Here is a 16,177-nt window from a genome sequence, read left to right on the forward strand (position 1 = left end):
TCGGCGTCAGGCGTGGTTCACCTCGCCGACAGCGGGGTCGTCGTCGTCGGTCGGCGGGATGGTGCACAGGTGCTCGGCGACCAGACCGGCCACCAGCAGGACGATCGCGCCGACGATGGCGGCCACGTCCTGCCACACGGAGCCTAGCGAAGGCACCACCGGCCGGCTCAGCAGGTAGACGAGCACCCCGCCGGACGCCCCGAGCAGCAGCGCGCCGACGAGGCTGGACGCCTTGGCCAGCACCACGACGCGCATCGCGCGGAAGGGGTCGATGGGGCGGCGCAGCGTCCCCTTCGTCGCCCGGTGGATCGGGATCGCGAAGCCGATCACGAGCGCCGCGACCACCACGAGGGTGAGCGGGACGGTGAGCGGCGGGATCAGCACCGGGCGCCCTGCGGAGGCGATCGCCAGGTCGATCAAAAAGCCGGCGACGGCGCCGACGAGGGCCAGGCCGAGCAGGGAGCTGATGCGGGTGCGCTTCACGGAGTGCTGCTCTCGGGGTCGGTGCGGCCGGGGGCGGTGCTCGGTGCGGTGGGGGTCGTTCCGCGGGAGGCGTCTCCCGAGGACCGCGTGCGTCGCCACGCTATCGCCTCGGGCCGGTCGGTCACCCGGTCCGTCGCGCGAGCGCGAAGCTCGGCGATCGGGCCGCGTCCCGCCAGGACGGCGTGCGGCTCGACGTCGAGCCACGGCTCGAGCACGAAGGCGCGCTCGCCGGCGCGGGGGTGCGGGAGCGTGAGGTGCGCGTCATCGCGGGTCACCCCGCCGATCGCGATCACGTCGATGTCGAGCGTGCGGTCGCCCCAGCGCTCCTCGCCCTCGCCGCGGACCCGCCCGCCCGCGCTCTCGATCGCGGCCGTCGCGGCGAGCAGGTCGTCGGGGTCGAGGGTCGTCGATCCGATCGCCACGGCGTTGAAGTAGGCGGGCGCGGCCTCGTCGACGCCGTCGAGCTTCCAGGCCGGCGACTCGACGACCTTCGACACCGCGTCGAGGCGGAGCCCGGGCGTCGTCGCGAGTGCCCGGACGGCGGTCTCGAGGTGGGCGAGCCGGTCGCCGAGATTGCTCCCCAGGGCGAGGACGACGCGGCGCCCGGGCAGCAGCCGTTGCGGCCGGGGCCTCACGGGCGGACCCGGGTGATCTGCACGGCGACGTCGTCGAACGGCAGCGGGATGGGCGCGTCGGGCTTGTGCACGGTGATCCGGACCACCTCGGCGGCGGCGAAGCTCAGCGCGACCGCGGCCAGGCGCTCGGCGACGGTCTCGATCAGGTCGACCGGGTCGCGGGTGACGGCGTCCGCCAGCGCGATCGCCAGCTCGCCGTAGTGCACCGTCTCGGCCAGCGCGTCGCCGTTCGCGGCGGGGGTGAGGTCGAGCCAGACCGTGGCGTCGATGACGAAGTCCTGGCCGTTCTCGCGCTCGAAGTCGAAGACGCCGTGGTGCGCGCGCACCCGCAGGCCGGTGAGGGTGATCGAGTCGCGCAGGGCGAGCGCGGCGGCGTCGAGGCCGGGTCGGGCGGCGGCGGGGTCGGTCACGAGAGCTCCTCCTGGAGGCGGGCGCCGAGCGCGAGGGCGCGGGCGCTCGAGCGGACGTCGTGCACGCGGACGCCCCAGGCGCCGCGGTCGACGGCAGCGAGACTCAGCAGCGCCGTCACGTCGTCGCGGTCGGCGGCGGTCGAACCGGCCGGGGCGAACGGAGCGAGGAAGCGCTTGCGGGAGTGGCCGACCAGCACGGGCAGCCCGAGGGAGACGATCGCGTCGAGGTGCGCGAGCAGCGCCCAGTCGTGGCCGCCGTCCTTCGCGAAGCCGAAGCCGGGATCGAGGATCAGGTGCTCGTCGCGGATGCCCGCCGCCCTGGCCGCGTCGACGCGGCGCTCGAGCTCGGAGCGCACCTCGGCGACCACGTCGGCGTAGGTGGCGAGCCGGGTCATCCCGGCGCTGTGGCCGCGCCAGTGCATCGCGATGTAGACCGCTCCGCGCTCGGCGACCAGCGGGAGCATCGCGGGGTCGGCGAGCCCGCCGGAGACGTCGTTGACGACGACCGCGCCCGCGTCGAGTGCGGCCTCGGCGGTCGCGGCGCTCATCGTGTCGATGCTGACCCGGACGCCCTCGGCCGCGAGGGCGCGGACGACCGGGAGCACGCGCGCCTGCTCGGCGGTGGCGTCGACGCGCGCGGCGCCGGGCCGGGTCGACTCCCCGCCGACGTCGACGAGGTCGGCGCCGAAGGCGGCGGGGCCCTCACCGGAGGGACGGCTCATCCCGATCCCGTGCCGCACCGCGTCGTCGACGGAGACCCAGCGACCGCCGTCGCTGAAGGAGTCGGGGGTGACGTTGAGGATCCCGAGGAGGGCGGCGCGGTGGCCGGGGGCGAGATCGGTGACGGCGGGCCCCACGTCAGGCCTCCCGCGCGGCGCCGATCAGCGCGATGATCTCGGCGCGCGCGGCGGGGTCGGCGAGCGTGCCGCGCGCGGCGACGGTGACGGTCGAGCTCGCGGTCTGGCGCGCTCCGCGCATCCGGACGCAGCCGTGCTCGGCGTCGACGACGACCAGCACGCCCTCGGGCGAGAGGCCCGCGTCGAGCACGTCCGCGATCTGCTCGGTGAGGCGCTCCTGCAGCTGCGGCCGCGAGGCGACGGTCTCGACGACCCGCGGGAGCTTGCCGAGGCCGACGACCCGCTCGCCGGCGCGGTAGGCGATGTGCGCGACGCCGGCGAAGGGCAGCAGGTGGTGCTCGCAGACCGAGCGGAACGCGAGATCGCGGACGACCACGGTCTGCGTCGCCGGCGGCTGCTCGCCCTCCTCGACGACCGCGAAGGTCTCGGCGAGGTGCGAGGCGGGATCGAGGTCGAACTCGCCGAAGAACTCCTCGTAGGAGTCGGCGAAGCGCTGCGGGGTCGTCGCGAGCCCCTCGCGGCCCGGGTCCTCCCCGATGGCCGCGAGGAGCTCGGCCACGGCGGCCTCGATGCGCGCCCTGTCGACCGGCACGGTGCTGCTACGCCGTCGTCGGGCGCGGGTTGATCAGCGGCGGCCGCTGCGCGACCGGCTCGGAGCTCTCCGAGACGACAGCGCCGTCGGTGGCTCCGGCGTCGATCGGCGCCTTGGCCGGCGGCATCGGGATCGGCGGGAGGTCGGACAGCGGGCGCTTGTCGCTCGAGAGCCACTGCGGGCGCTCGTCGATCTTGCGGACGTCCTTGAAGATCTCGGCCAGCTGGTCGTGGTCGAGCGTCTCCTTCTCGAGGAGGTCGGCCGCCAGGCGGTCGAGGATGTCGCGGTTGGCGTTGATGACCTGCCAGGCCTCGTCGTGCGCCTGCTCGATCAGCTGCCGGGTCTCGAGGTCGACCCGCTCGGCGATCTGCTCGGAGTAGTCGCGCTGGTGACCCATGTCGCGGCCGAGGAACATCTCGCCCGAGGAGGAACCGAGCTTCACGGCGCCGACGGTCGAGGACATGCCGAACTCGGTGACCATCTTGCGGGCGATCGAGGTCGCCTTCTCGATGTCGTTCGAGGCGCCGGTGGTCGGGTCGTGGAAGACGATCTCCTCCGCGACGCGGCCGCCCATGGCGTAGGCCAGCTGGTCGAGCAGCTCGTTGCGGGTCGTGGAGTACTTGTCCTCCAGCGGCAGCACCATCGTGTAGCCGAGGGCACGGCCGCGCGGCAGGATCGTGACCTTGGTGACCGGGTCGGTGTGGCGCATCGCCGCCGCAGCGAGGGCGTGACCGCCCTCGTGGTAGGCGGTGATCAGCTTCTCCTTGTCGCGCATGACGCGCGTGCGGCGCTGCGGACCGGCGATGACGCGGTCGATCGCCTCGTCGAGCGCGCGGTTGTCGATCAGCTGCGCGTTGGAGCGGGCGGTGAGCAGTGCGGCCTCGTTGAGGACGTTCGCCAGGTCGGCGCCGGTGAAGCCCGGGGTCTTGCGGGCGACGACCTCGAGGTCGACGCCGTCGGCGAGCGGCTTGCCGCGGCCGTGCACCTCGAGGATCTTCTTGCGGCCGAGCATGTCGGGGGCGTCGACGCCGATCTGGCGGTCGAAGCGGCCTGGGCGCAGCAGCGCTGGGTCGAGGATGTCCGGGCGGTTGGTCGCCGCGATCAGGATGACGTTGGTCTTCACGTCGAAGCCGTCCATCTCGACCAGGAGCTGGTTGAGGGTCTGCTCGCGCTCGTCGTGTCCGCCGCCCATGCCGGCGCCACGGTGGCGGCCGACGGCGTCGATCTCGTCGACGAAGATGATGGCCGGCGAGTTCTCCTTGGCCTGCTGGAACAGGTCGCGCACGCGGCTCGCACCGACACCGACGAACATCTCGACGAAGTCGGAACCGGAGATCGAGTAGAAGGGGACGCCCGCCTCACCCGCGACCGCGCGGGCCAGCAGGGTCTTGCCGGTGCCGGGAGGGCCGTAGAGCAGGACGCCCTTGGGGATCCGCGCGCCGACGGCCTGGAACTTGGCCGGCTCCTTGAGGAACTCCTTGATCTCGTGCAACTCCTCGATCGCCTCGTCGGCGCCGGCGACGTCGCCGAAGGTGACCTTGGGCGACTCCTTCGAGACCAGCTTCGCCTTCGACTTGCCGAACTGCATGACGCGGTTGCCGCCGCCCTGCATGCCCGAGAGCATCAGCCAGAAGAACGCGCCGATCAGGAGGATCGGGAGGAGGAAGCCGAGCGCGGAGAGGAACCAGTTGGTCTGCGGGACCTCGTCGTCGTAGCCGTCCGAGGGGGCCGCGGTGGTGACCGCGTCCACGACCTCGGCGCCGCGCGGTGCCACGTAGTAGAACTGCACCTGCTTGCCGTTGTCGCCGTCGTCCTGCGCGAGGGTCAGGTCGACGCGCTGCTCGCCGTCGACGATCTTCGCGGAGTCGACCTTGCCGTCCGAGAGGAGCTGGAGCCCCTCCTGCGTGCTGATCTGCCGGAAGCCCGACATCGTGATCAGCGAGGACCCGATCCAGACCGCCACGATCGCGAGGACGACGTAGAGAATGGGACCCCGGAAGATGCGCTTGACGTTCATGAATGTTGCGGGCGCAGGCCCGGCACCTTTCTGACGAGGAAATGTGAGTGTCAGGCTACCTCCCGCTCTCTGAGCGGACGCCACGCGTTCGCCCTGGGCGGAGGAAGCGTCGGCTGGGCGCGGGGCGGCCTCTTCATGCTGATCGAGTAGCCCGCGCAGCGGGTGTATCGAGATCCACCACCGTCAGAAGCCGAGCCTGCAGACCCGCCCTGCTGGTGGTGGCGGGTCTCGATACGCCCCTGCGGGGCTACTCGACCAGCATGAGGCGTGCCCGGTCGCCCAGCTGGGCCGCTCCGGTCACGCCGTCTCGAGGAGGGGCTCCGGGTCGCGCAGGGCCGGGGTCAGGCCGCGGCGGCGGCGGGCGGCGGCCAGCACGGTGACGGCGAGGGCGCCGAGCAGCCAGAGCGAGAGCACCAGCACGGCGTTCGCGACGCCGATGCTGCCGCCGGCGATCAGGGAGCGGAACGCCTCGACCGTGTAAGTCAGCGGCAGCACGCCGTGCAGGACCTGGAAGAAGGCGGGCGCCGTCTCGATCGGATAGGTGCCGCCGGCCGAGGAGAGCTGGAGCACGATCAGCAGCAGCGCGAGGAAGCGGCCAGGCGCGTCGAGCAGGGCGATCAGCGCCTGGTTGATCGCGACGAAGGTCAGGCTGGTGAGCACCGCGATCCCCATCAGCGCGGGGAGCTGCGCCATCTCGACGCCGACGCCGAAGCGGATCACCAGCGCGGCGAGGACTCCCTGCGCCACGGCCATCAGCGCACCGGGGAGGTAGCTGCGCAGCGCGATCACGCACGCGGGCCGGCGGGCGGCGAGCAGGCGCTCGCTCAGCGGCGCGCTCATCAGGTAGAAGGCGAGGGCGCCGACCCAGAGCGCGAGGGCCATGAAGTAGGGCGCGAGGCCGGAGCCGTACTCGGGCACGCGGTTCAGGCGCTCGGTGTCGAGCGCGACGGGGGCCGCGGCGACGGCGCTGAGCGCGTCGGCCTGATCCGCCGTGTAGGAGGGTACGTCGGCGGCTCCGTCGGCCAGCTTCCCGGACAGCGTCTCGGAGCCGGAGGCGAGGGAGTCGAGGCCCGAGGCGAGGCCGCCGGCGCCGGTCGCGGCGTCCGCGGAGCCCTGCGCCGCTCCGGCCGCCCCCGTGGCGAGGGCGTCGGAACCGGAGGCGAGGGAGGCGGTGCCCGAGGCGAGCGCGCCGGCCCCGCTCGCGGCGGAGTCGAGGCCGCTCGTCAGCGGGCCGACGCTGCCGGCGAGAGTGCCGGTGCCGGCGGCGACCTGCGCCGCTCCGGAGTCGAGGGACACGGCGCCGGTCGCGAGGGACTGCGCGCCGGCGCTGAGCGACTGCGCGCCGGAGTCGGCCGTCGCGGCTCCGGTGGCGAGCGACTGCACGCCGGTCGTGAGATCGGCGGCCCCGGAGGACACGGAGGTGGCGCCCGCGGCGAGCGCGGTCAGCCCGCCGGAGGAGTCGCCGACGAGCGCCGACGACCCGGCGGCGAGGGTCTGCGCGCCCTGGTCCGCGGCGGTCGCACCGGCCGAGACGCCGGCGGCCCCGGTCTCCAGCTGCGTGAGGAGCGCGATCCGCTCGGGGTCCGTGAGGGTGCTGTAGCCCGCGATCAGCGACTGGAGACCGCCGTCGACCGTCGCCGCTCCCGCGGCCAGGGCAGGAGTGCTCGCGGCGAGCGCCGCCGAGCCGTCGCGCAGCGTCCCGGCTCCGGCGAGCGCCGCCGTCGCGCCGTCGGAGACGGAGGACGCGCCCTCGGCGAGGGACTGCGCGCCGGTCGCGGCCGTCGCCGCCCCTGCGGACAGAGCGGCGGTGCCGGTGGCGAGGCTCGCCGCTCCGGTCGCCAGGTCCGATGCTCCGCCGTCGAGGGTCCGGGCGCCCGAGGCGACCGACTGCGCGCCGGTGTTCAGCGCGGCGGCGGACGACGGCAGCGCGGCCGTCCCGTCGGCCAGCTGCTGCAGCCCGGAGGAGAGGGTCGCCGCGCCGTCCGCGGCGGAGTCGGCGCCGGAGCGGAGCGAGTCCGCCCCGGTCGAGAGCTGCGCCGTGCCGTCCTGCAGCTGCTCCAGGCCGACGACGAGCTCGTCCGAGCCGCTCGACGCGGTGTCCGCGCCGTCGGCGAGCTGCGTCGCGCCGTCGGCGGCCTGCTCGAGGCTGTCGTGGACGTCCGTGAAGCCGACGTAGACGTTCTTCAGGTAGCTCTCGCCGACCTGCTTCTCGAGGGTCTGGGTGACGGTGCTGCCGATCGTCGCGGCGATGTTGCCGACGATCAGGTTGGCGCCGTCGTTCGTCGCGATCGTCAGCCGGGCCGCGGTCGCCGCCGACGGGTCGTCTCCGCCGACCGAGGCGACGTCGGCCGAGAAGCCGGCGGGAACGGTCAGCACCGCGTAGACGGCGCCGGAGGCGAGCTCGCTCGCGGCCTCGTCGGCGTCGGTCCGCGTCCAGTCGAAGTTCGAGGCGGAGGTGCTCGACGTCAGCTCGTCGGTCAGCGCGTCGCCGAGCGCCAGGGCCGAGCCGTCGGAGGCGGTCGCGCCGGTGTCCTCGTTCACGATCGCCGCGGGGACGGTGTCGAGGTGGTGGGTCGGGTCGAGGTTCGCCGAGGTCAGCAGTCCCGCGTAGATCAGCGGGATGAGCGCGATGGCGGAGAAGACGACGACGAGGCGCGGGGAGACCGAGCGCAGACGGTGGAGGAGCCGGGGTGAGCGGCGGGCGGCGGAGGCGGGCATGGTCCTTCTACTTCGAGGAGTCGGTGACGAGGGTGGTGAGCCGCGGCGTCGCGACTCCGGTGACGAGGAGCTCGGCGATCTCGGCCGAGGCGGCGGCGGCGGAACGGCGGTCGTCGCCGTCGAGCAGCCAGCCGACGACGAGCCAGACGGTCCCGGCGGCGAGGAAGACAGCGAAGCGCTCCACTCGGGCGCGGTCCCCCGCCTCCTGCGCGGCCAGGGGCGAGAAGGTGAGCAGCCGCTGCGCGAGGAAGGCGACGACCGATTCCTGGACGGAGCGGGCGGTGCCTCCGCTCAGCGCGCGGCGGTAGAAGTCGGCGTGCTCGAGGAGTCCCGAGAGCAGGCCGCGCACGACACGGGGCACCGCGGTCTCCCAGACGTCCTGCGGCGAGGGCGGCACGACCTCGGCGAACAGCGCGTGCATCCGCTCGAGCGCGGCGGCCTCGACCAGCGAGGGGACGTCGCCGAAGTGCTGGTAGAAGGTCGGCCGGCTGACGCGGGCGGCGGTGCAGAGCTCGGTGATCGACGGCTGGTCGTCGCCCGGGTGGTCGAGCGCGGCGGTGATCGCGGCGATCAGCTGCTCGCGGGAGCGGGCGAGGCGGGGGTCGGTCATGTCGCCTCCTTTACGTTCGTAATTTACATTACATCCGTAAAGGAGCCGGGGGAAGGCATCTCTCCATTGCTGACGACGCGGGGTCTCGATACGCCCCTCCGGGGCTACTCGACCAGCATGGGGAGACACAGCAGCTCGCCCGTTCCTTGTTGATCGAGTAGCCCGCGCAGCGGGCGTATCGAGATCCGCCGTTGCCAGAAGTCGAGTCTGCAGCCCTCCCTGCTGATGACGGCGGGTCTCGATACGCCCCTGCGGGGCTACTCGACCAGCATGCGTGCGGGCGTCTCTTCCAAGTAGATCCACCGTGGCCAGCGGTCGGGTCTCACGCTCCGTCGGGCTCGTCGGCGAGGATCGCCGCGATCTCGGTGGTGTCGATCACGAGGGCCCCGTGCGGGGTCAGGCCGGGGCTCTTCGGCGTCGGCACGGGCAGGCGGACCAGCAGTGCGCCGGGGTCGACGCTGAAGCGGCCGCTCGTGGTCCGGCCGATCGGGTCGCCGTCGAGCTCGGCGAGCACGGGCTGGTCGAGCTCGAAGGAGAACTCGCGCCCGGGCCACTGGTGCAGGGACGCCAGACCGTTGCGGTTGCCCGTCGCCACGTCGAGGGCGAGGCCGAAGCGGCGGCGCAGCAGCACCAGCTCGAGGTCCCCGTCGTCGAGCACCGCGCCGGCGGCGAGCTCGATGTTCGCCACGACCGAACTGCAGTTGCAGGCCAGCACCATCAGGGTGCGGGTCGGCGGCTCCGGCTTCCCATCGATCGTCAGCGTCACCTCGAAGCCGGCCTTGAACATCACCTCGGCGCCCGCCGCGACGTAGGCGCCCCAGCCCACGCGCTTCTTCAGCTCGTCATCGGTCTTGTCCATGATCTCGGCGTCCAGGCCCACGCCGCCCATCACCATGAAGACGCGCTCCTCGCCGTCGTCGAAGGTCGCCGTCCCGACGTCGATCGCCCGGTCCTGCCCGAGCAGCGCGATCTCGACCGCATCGGCGAGCGAGCCGAGCGGGATGCCGAGGTTGCGGGCGAGCAGGTTGCCGGTGCCGCTGGGCAGCAGGCCGTACGGGACGGAGGTGCCGCGCAGCACCGAGGCGACCGCGCGAACGGTGCCGTCGCCGCCCATCGCGCAGACGAGGTCGGCGCCCGACTCCAGCGCGGCCCGCGCGGCTCCGGCTCCGGAGTCGTCGACGCTGGTCTCGAACCAGAGCGGCTCGCGCCAGCCGGCGCGGCGGGCGACCGTGGCGACCACGTCCTGCGCGGCGCCGACGTCGTCGAACTTGCTCGGGTTGATGACGACGGCGACCACGGGTCGCGGTGCCGTGGATCTCGCGGAAGGGGCTCTCACGCTCTCAGTCTGCTGTGCCGCGCGCAGCGTCCCGCACCGTGCGCCGCTCGAGGGTCGCCGCCGCCTCCGACGCGAGGACCGCCCCGAGCTCGGCCGAGAGGGTCGCGGGCAGGGTCGGCGGGGCGTCCCAGCGCGGGCCGGCGAGCAGCACACCGCCGCGCTCGCTCGAGCGCCAGAGGGCGTCGACACTGCCGGTGACGAAACCGCGGATCCGCGCGGCGGACCGGGCATCGACCCCCTCCGCCGTCGCGAGATCGACCAGGTGCCGGTAGGCGATCCCTCCGAAGAGCGCGCCGTCGCCCGCGCCCTGGTCGATGAACACGCCGTCGGGAGCGAGGCGCGTGAGCAGGTCGTCCGCGGTCCGGGAGGCGTGCGCGAGCAGCCGCGCATCCGGACGCAGGCGGTGCAGCGCCAGCGCCGCGCCGATGTAGACACCGTGGTTGTAGCTGAACGCCCAGTCGTCGCGGGCCGAGCCGCCCTCGCGGCCGATGCCGTCGGCGACGAAGCCGGTGTCGTCGTCGCGCAGCCGCACGTGCAGCCAGTCGAACGCGGTGCGGGCCAGCTCCTCGCGGCCGTCCGGACGGATCCGCTCGAGCCGCGCACCGAGGATCGCGAACGGCCCGTTCGCCGGCGCGTTCTTGTAGTCGAGCTGCCGACGGCGCCAAGCGAGGCTCGCGCCGTGCCGGAGGTTCCAGCCGCGCTCGACCGCGAAGCGCCAGAGCCGGTCGGCGCGGTCGAGCCAGCGCCCCTCCCCTGTCGCCTCGCCGAGGCGGGCGAGCGCGCCGCCGAGCCACATCATGTCGTCGAAGTAGCCGTTGACCAGCCGGCCGCCGTTGCGGAGCCGGACGGCGCGGTGGATCCGCGCGGCGCGCTCGAGGTGCTCGGTGTCTCCGGTGCGCTCGAACGCGTCGACCGCGGCGTCGATCGCGTGCGCGAGCCACCAGTAGTTGAACTCGAGATCGGCGCGCAACGACGTCGGATAGCTCATGTGGTAGCCGAGGACCGGCACCGCGAAGAGCCGCTCGAGGCTCGACTGCGCGGCGTCCGCGCGGGCGTCGGCCCCGGGCCGGTCAGGCGTAGACGTGGGGAGCGAGGATCGCGACATCGCGGAGGTTGCGGTAGCGCTCGGCGTAGTCGAGGCCGTAGCCGATGACGAAGTCGTTCGGGATGTCGAAGCCCACGTAGGCGACGTCGACCTCGACCTTGGCGGCGCGGGGCTTGCGGAAGAGCGCGCAGATCTCGACCGACTCGGCGCCGCGGCTGCGCAGGTTGCCCTGCAGCCAGGAGAGCGTGAGGCCGGAGTCGATGATGTCCTCGACGATGAGGACCTTGCGGTCGGTGATGTCGGTGTCGAGGTCCTTGAGGATCCGCACCACGCCGGAGGACTTCGTGCTGCTGCCGTAGGAGGAGACGGCCATCCAGTCCATCACGATGTCGAGCTTGAGCTCGCGGGCGAGGTCCGCCATCACCATGACGGCGCCGCGGAGCACCCCCACGATGAGCAGGTTCTCGCCGGCGTAGTCGCGCTCGATGGCGCGGGCCAGGTCGCGGATCCGCTCGTGGATCTCGGCCTCGGTGAAGAGGACCTCGGTGATGTCGTCGGCGATGTCGGCTGCTTCCACCCGGCCACTCTACGGGCGGGGGCACCGTGCTCCCCTCCGCGAGATGCCACTTGTGCACGCCTTTCACGGCGTGTCGCGTGCACAAGTGGCATCTCGCGGCGGGGAGATCACACGGGGGCGAAGACGAGAGTGGGGCCCTCTCGGGTCGCGCGGACGCCGGGGAGGTCGACGCCCTTCTGGCCGTGCCAGTCGGTGACGAGGGCGGCGACGGCGAGGGTCTGCGCGCGGGAGAGGGCGACGCCGAACTCGTTCTGCACGACGAGGCGGATGATGCGCTGGCGGAGCGCCGGCGGGTCGGCGGCGAGGCCGCGCGCATCGACCGTGACGTGGCCGTCGTCGTTCTGGCCGACGAGCTCGAGCGCCCAGTCGAGCGCCATCGCGTCGAGCGCGTCGCCGTCCTCGCGGAGCTGGTCGGCCGTGCGGGCGAGCGCCTCGGCGACTCCGGGGCCGAGCTCGTCCTCGAGCACCGGCAGCACCGAGCGGCGGACGCGGACGCGGGTGTAGCGCGGATCGTCGTTGTGCGGGTCGTGCCACGGCTCCAGGCCCGCGTCGGCGCAGGCCGCACGGGTGCTCGTGCGCCGGATCCCGAGCAGGGGACGCCGCAGCACCCCGCTCACGGCCGCCATGCCGTGCAGGCTCGCGGCGCCCGCGCCCCGGGCCAGCCCGAGGAGCACCGTCTCGGCCTGGTCGTCGAGCGTGTGGGCGAGGAGGACCGCCGCGGCACCCGTCGCCTCGACCGCGTCGTCGAAGGCGCGGTAGCGGGCCGTGCGGGCCGCCGCCTCCGGACCGTCTCCGTCCGGCAGCACCGACACGACCTCGCGCAGCACGGGGGCGAGACCGAGGGCGTGCGCCTGCTGCGCCGCGCGTCGCGCGACCTCCGCCGATCCGTCCTGCAGCCCGTGGTCGACGATCACCGCGCCGGCCCGCCGACCGCCGCGCTCGGCCTCGAAGGCGACCGCGGCCGCGAGGGCCAGCGAGTCGGCTCCCCCGCTCAGGGCGACGAGCACCAGGGCGCCGGGCTCGAGCTCGTCGAGGCTCGCGCGCACCGCGCGCCGGATGTCGGCGACGGCGGGAGTCAGGCGGGGGCGATCGGGCACATCAAGTAACGTTAGGCCAGCGATCCGGCCTGCGAGCGCGCGCGTCCGCACGCGCTCCCGGAGCCGGTCCGACCCGCCGATGCGCCGCCCGCGGCGCCACCGACTCAAGGAGCGAACATGGCCGCATACGACGTCGTCGTAGAGATCCCCAAGGGCAGCCGCAACAAGTACGAGGTCGACCACGAGACCGGTCGCGTCTACCTCGACCGCGTGCTCTTCACCTCCTTCGTCTACCCGACGGACTACGGCTACTTCGAGAACACCCTCGGCCTCGACGGCGACCCCGTCGACGCGCTGGTGCTGCTCGAGTACCCCGTCTTCCCGGGCGTGGGCGTCTCCGTCCGCCCGGTCGGCGTGCTCAACATGAGCGACGAGGCCGGCTCCGACGCCAAGGTGATCGTGGTCCCCGCCAAGGACCCGCGCTGGCAGCACATCCAGGACATCGCTGACGTCCCGGAGCAGACCAAGAACGAGATCAAGCACTTCTTCGAGCGCTACAAGGACCTCGAGCCCAACAAGTGGGTCAAGGTCGAGGCCTGGGGCGACGCGGCCGAGGCCGAGCAGATCGTCCAGGACGGCATCAAGAAGCTGGCCGAAGAGGGCCACTGACCCTCACGGGTCCGTGACCGACGGAACCCGCCCCGTCGAGTCGACCGGCTGCTGCCGGCGCCTCGAGGGGGCGGGTTCTCGTGTCTTCGGGCGGCGCTGTTGGGGCGGTGCTACGCCGTCGGGCGGCCGACCATGCCGGTCGGGGTGCCCCAGATCGAGTGCACGCGCACCGGCGAGTTCGGGTTCGGCGCCTCGATCATCTGGCCGTCGCCGAGGTAGATCGCCACGTGGTAGTAGTCGCCGGGCGAGTCCGACCAGAAGAGCAGGTCGCCTCGCTGGCGCTGGCTGTAGGGGACGAGCTTGCCCTCGCTCGCCATGGTGTTGTACTGGTTCGTCGCGGAGTGGGTGCCGATGTACTCGCCGGCGCTCGCGTACGACTGCTTGGTGAGTCCGGAGCAGTCCCAGACGTCCGGGCCCATGCCGCCGAGGACGTAGCGCTCGCCGAGCTGCGCCATCGCGTAGGAGATCGCGGTCTCGACCTGGTTCTGCTGCGGGGCGGGGTTCTCCACCGGAGCCGGAGCGGGCGGCGGGGCGGCGGGCGCCGGGACCGGGGCGGGAGCGGGAGCGGGAGCGGGAGCCGCCGGTGCGGCCGGACCCTGCGGGGCGGGCTGGACGGCGGGCTGCTCGACGACGGGCTGGTTCGCGGCCGGCGCCGCGGGCTGGTTCGCGGCCGGCGCGGCGGGGCGGGAGCCCGAGGACGAGGATCCGAACGACTGGGGCTGCGCGGCCGGCCGGGCGGCGGCGGCATCGGCCTCGGCCTTCGCCGCGGCGGCAGCGGCGGCCGCGGCGGCCTTGCGCTCCTGCTCGCCGGCGAGGAACGCGGTCTCGATCTCGACGGTGGAGTCCTTGAGCAGCGCGAGCTGCGCGATGAGCTCCTCCGACTTCGCCTCCTGCGCCGCGAGGGCGCTGCGGGCGGACGCGGCGGCGGCGTCGGCGCTCGTGCGCGCCTCGTCCGCGGCGTCGGAGAGCTTCTGGTGCTCGACGACGGCCACATCGGCCTGCTCGGCGAGCGACTCCGCGTTCTGCTTGTCGGCGAGGGCGTCGGAGTAGACGCGCTGCGACTGCTCGGACAGCTGCGACATGGCGCCCAGCTGGTAGAGCAGATCGCCGGCGTCCTGGCCCTTCGCGACGAGGCTCATCGAGAGATCGCCGCCGGCGGAGCGGGAGAGGTGCGCGGCGAGGAGGCCGGCCCGCATCTGCGAGGTGTGCGCCTTCGAGGACGCCTCGTTCGCGCGGTCCTCGAGCTCGGTGACGGCGGCGGCCGCGGCGTCGAGCGCCTCCTGGGCCTGGCGCCAGGACTCGGCCTTCTTCATCGCGACGAGCGACGCGTCGTCGACCGAGGTCTGTAGACCGCCGATCAGCGCGGTGATCGAGTCGATCTCCGCCTGCTTGCTCGCCTCGTCGGTCTTCGCGTTCTGCACGTCGTCCCACGACGGGTACGACGGGTCGTCCGCCTGGGCGGGAACCATCCCGAGCGAGGCCGTGACCGCGGTCACCGCGAAGGCGGCCGAGACCGCCAGCGGAAGACGCCCCTTCCAGGCCCGCTCACGCGGGGCGGGGGTGAAGCTGCGGGCGGTCTTCTGCGCGTCAACCAAGTGTGACTCCTCGTGCGGCCATGAAGGGCTGAGCGTCCACGGCGGTGCCGTTGACGCGGGTCTCGTAGTGCAGGTGGCAGCCGGTGGAGGCGCCGGTGGTGCCGACGGCGGCGATCTGCTGGCCCGCCTCGACCCGCTGGCCGACGCTGACGTAGATGCCGCCGGGCATGATGTGCGCGTAGCCGGTGCTGATGCCGTCGCCGTTGCTGATCTCGATCCAGTTGCCGTAGGTGCCGAACCAGCCGGCGTAGGTCACCGTCCCGCTGTGGGCGGCGAAGATCGGGATGCCGCAGCCGCCGGCGATGTCGGTGCCGCGGTGGTAGGAGCTGGTCGAGCCGCCGCCGGTGGAGAGGCTGCCGCGCGGCCCGAAGGTGCCGGTGATCCGGCCCGACGCGGGGCGCACCCAGCCGGAGTCGCTGACCGCGGTGGAGCCGCCGCCGGGCGAGGGAGCGGCCGGAGCGCTGTAGCCGCCGCCGGAGGACCCGCGGGCGGGGGCCGCTGCCGCTGCCGCATCACGGGCCGCCGCGGCCTGCTGACGGGCGATCTCGGCCTGCGCCTGGCGGGCGGCCTCCTCGTCGGCGAGCCGCTGCAGGCGCTCGGCCTCGCGGGCGGCGACGCCGGCCTCGTACTCGGCGACGGTCGTCGACTCGGTGTCGCGGAGGGCGGCGAGCTGCTGCTCGAGGACGACGCTCTGGTTCTGCTGCTCGGTGAGCGCGGCCTCCGACGCGGCCTGCGCCGCCGTGGCCTCGGCGAGCTTCGACTCGGCGGCGACGCGGAGCTCCTCCCGCGCGGCCTCCGCGACCTTCGCCTGGGCGCCGAGCGACTCGGCGGTGTTCTTCGTGGTGCTGGCCTGCTCGTAGATGGCGTTGGAGCGCTCGACGAGCTTGGTCATGTTGCCGATGCGGCCGAGGAGGTCGTCCGCCTTGCCGCCCTCGCCGTCGAGGAAGATGTTGACCGAGAGATCGGTGCCGGTGGTGCGGTAGAGCTGAGCGGCCAGGAGGCCCGCCTGCTGCGTCGCGGCGTCGGCCTCGTCGGCACTGGCGGTGGCCTTCGCCTCGAGCTCGCTCGCCTCGTCCGACGCCTTGTCGAAGGCGTCCTGCGCCGCGAAGTACTCGTCGCCGCGCTGCTGAGCGACCTGCTGCGCCGCCGCGACCTCGCTCTGCAGGCCGTCGATCAGCGAGAGGATGCTGTCCACCTGCGCGGCCGCCGCCTGGGTGTTGCCCTTCGCCGCCTCGACGTCGGCCCAGCTGGGGTACTCGACCGCCTGGGCGGGAGTGGCGACCAGCAGGCCCGCGACCAGGGCCACCGCGGCCGAGACGAGTGCCGTGCCGCGGAGTCGGCCGATCCGCGGCGCGCCGGAGCGGCGTGCGGGGCGGTTGCGGCGCGGGGAGTGGATCATGGGACCTCGGTGCTGGAGACGGAGTACTCCCCCGGCGGCGGTGCGGCTCCGGCGCGAGGAAGTGACGATTCCGACCCACACTAGTCAAGCCCCTCCCGTACGCCTAGAGATCGGCGTCGCCCGTCAGGGGCACAGGCGCGCTTCGACGGACGCCGTCCGAACCCGGGCCCGGCGCCTCACGGGGGCCGATTTTGCAT

The 16,177-nt window shown here is 73.5% G+C and carries 15 protein-coding genes; 1 reads left to right on the top strand and 14 read right to left on the bottom strand.

What is annotated here, in order from left to right:
* Positions 1-6: 6 nt before the first annotated feature.
* The 12 genes from HQQ86_RS11595 to tilS all read right to left on the bottom strand — a co-directional run bounded on the left by HQQ86_RS11595 (position 7) and on the right by tilS (position 12,377).
* A complete protein-coding gene (locus HQQ86_RS11595; protein WP_123446799.1) occupies positions 7-483 on the bottom strand; it encodes a DUF3180 domain-containing protein in 477 nt (158 codons plus the stop codon).
* On the bottom strand, positions 480-1,118 hold the full coding sequence (gene folK, locus HQQ86_RS11600; RefSeq protein ID WP_173288217.1) for a 2-amino-4-hydroxy-6-hydroxymethyldihydropteridine diphosphokinase: 639 nt from the start codon (positions 1,116-1,118) through the stop codon (positions 480-482). The genes HQQ86_RS11595 and folK overlap by 4 nt, the downstream gene beginning before the upstream one ends.
* Positions 1,115-1,528, bottom strand: coding sequence for a dihydroneopterin aldolase (folB, locus tag HQQ86_RS11605; RefSeq protein ID WP_367948627.1), 414 nt, complete (start codon positions 1,526-1,528; stop codon positions 1,115-1,117). The genes folK and folB overlap by 4 nt, the downstream gene beginning before the upstream one ends.
* Complete coding sequence (gene folP / locus HQQ86_RS11610; RefSeq protein ID WP_173288218.1) at positions 1,525-2,385, bottom strand: dihydropteroate synthase; 861 nt, start codon at positions 2,383-2,385, stop codon at positions 1,525-1,527. Before folP ends, folB begins: the two co-directional genes overlap by 4 nt.
* A 1-nt stretch (position 2,386) precedes the next feature.
* Positions 2,387-2,977 (bottom strand): GTP cyclohydrolase I, encoded by a 591-nt coding sequence (gene folE / locus HQQ86_RS11615; protein ID WP_173288219.1) that lies wholly within the window; start codon positions 2,975-2,977, stop codon positions 2,387-2,389.
* A gap of 7 nt (positions 2,978-2,984) precedes the next feature.
* Positions 2,985-4,994 carry an ATP-dependent zinc metalloprotease FtsH gene (gene ftsH, locus HQQ86_RS11620; RefSeq protein WP_173288220.1) on the bottom strand — a complete coding sequence of 670 codons (2,010 nt, stop codon included), beginning with the start codon at positions 4,992-4,994 and terminating at the stop codon, positions 2,985-2,987.
* Between the two features lie 297 nt (positions 4,995-5,291).
* Positions 5,292-7,712, bottom strand: coding sequence for a YhgE/Pip domain-containing protein (locus HQQ86_RS11625; protein ID WP_173288221.1), 2,421 nt, complete (start codon positions 7,710-7,712; stop codon positions 5,292-5,294).
* Positions 7,713-7,719: 7 nt separating this feature from the next.
* The gene (locus HQQ86_RS11630; RefSeq protein ID WP_173288222.1) at positions 7,720-8,322 is read right to left on the bottom strand and encodes a TetR/AcrR family transcriptional regulator; all 603 of its coding nucleotides are present in this window, start codon (positions 8,320-8,322) and stop codon (positions 7,720-7,722) included.
* A gap of 322 nt (positions 8,323-8,644) precedes the next feature.
* Positions 8,645-9,658, bottom strand: coding sequence for a diacylglycerol kinase family protein (locus HQQ86_RS11635; protein ID WP_173288223.1), 1,014 nt, complete (start codon positions 9,656-9,658; stop codon positions 8,645-8,647).
* Between the two features lie 4 nt (positions 9,659-9,662).
* Positions 9,663-10,763 carry a glycoside hydrolase family 76 protein gene (locus tag HQQ86_RS11640; RefSeq protein WP_173288224.1) on the bottom strand — a complete coding sequence of 367 codons (1,101 nt, stop codon included), beginning with the start codon at positions 10,761-10,763 and terminating at the stop codon, positions 9,663-9,665.
* Entirely contained in the window at positions 10,729-11,280 is a 552-nt protein-coding gene (gene hpt, locus HQQ86_RS11645) for a hypoxanthine phosphoribosyltransferase (RefSeq protein WP_123446809.1), read from the bottom strand. The genes HQQ86_RS11640 and hpt overlap by 35 nt, the downstream gene beginning before the upstream one ends.
* A gap of 107 nt (positions 11,281-11,387) precedes the next feature.
* The gene (tilS, locus tag HQQ86_RS11650; RefSeq protein ID WP_173288225.1) at positions 11,388-12,377 is read right to left on the bottom strand and encodes a tRNA lysidine(34) synthetase TilS; all 990 of its coding nucleotides are present in this window, start codon (positions 12,375-12,377) and stop codon (positions 11,388-11,390) included.
* Between the two features lie 117 nt (positions 12,378-12,494).
* On the opposite strand from tilS, the gene ppa reads away from it, so the two are divergent.
* The gene (gene ppa, locus HQQ86_RS11655; protein ID WP_160090870.1) at positions 12,495-12,986 is read left to right on the top strand and encodes an inorganic diphosphatase; all 492 of its coding nucleotides are present in this window, start codon (positions 12,495-12,497) and stop codon (positions 12,984-12,986) included.
* A gap of 110 nt (positions 12,987-13,096) precedes the next feature.
* Here ppa and HQQ86_RS11660 read toward each other — a convergent pair whose 3' ends face one another.
* Positions 13,097-14,581 (bottom strand): NlpC/P60 family protein, encoded by a 1,485-nt coding sequence (locus tag HQQ86_RS11660; RefSeq protein ID WP_254071992.1) that lies wholly within the window; start codon positions 14,579-14,581, stop codon positions 13,097-13,099.
* Complete coding sequence (locus tag HQQ86_RS11665) at positions 14,574-15,980, bottom strand: M23 family metallopeptidase (protein WP_216845326.1); 1,407 nt, start codon at positions 15,978-15,980, stop codon at positions 14,574-14,576. Before HQQ86_RS11665 ends, HQQ86_RS11660 begins: the two co-directional genes overlap by 8 nt.
* Between the last annotated feature and the right edge of the window lie 197 nt (positions 15,981-16,177).

Source organism: Rathayibacter sp. VKM Ac-2857, assembly GCF_013205025.1.
In the GTDB taxonomy this organism is placed as follows: domain Bacteria; phylum Actinomycetota; class Actinomycetes; order Actinomycetales; family Microbacteriaceae; genus Rathayibacter.

What these genes read in the sequence shown, in the direction of transcription:
- ftsH (WP_173288220.1), bottom strand. Translation starts at nt 4,994, where the DNA reads ATGAACGTCAAGCGCATCTTCCGGGGTCCCATTCTCTACGTCGTCCTC.
- HQQ86_RS11625 (WP_173288221.1), bottom strand. Translation starts at nt 7,712, where the DNA reads ATGCCCGCCTCCGCCGCCCGCCGCTCACCCCGGCTCCTCCACCGTCTG.
- HQQ86_RS11630 (WP_173288222.1), bottom strand. Translation starts at nt 8,322, where the DNA reads ATGACCGACCCCCGCCTCGCCCGCTCCCGCGAGCAGCTGATCGCCGCG.
- HQQ86_RS11640 (WP_173288224.1), bottom strand. Translation starts at nt 10,763, where the DNA reads ATGTCGCGATCCTCGCTCCCCACGTCTACGCCTGACCGGCCCGGGGCC.
- ppa (WP_160090870.1), top strand. Translation starts at nt 12,495, where the DNA reads ATGGCCGCATACGACGTCGTCGTAGAGATCCCCAAGGGCAGCCGCAAC.
- HQQ86_RS11665 (WP_216845326.1), bottom strand. Translation starts at nt 15,980, where the DNA reads ATGATCCACTCCCCGCGCCGCAACCGCCCCGCACGCCGCTCCGGCGCG.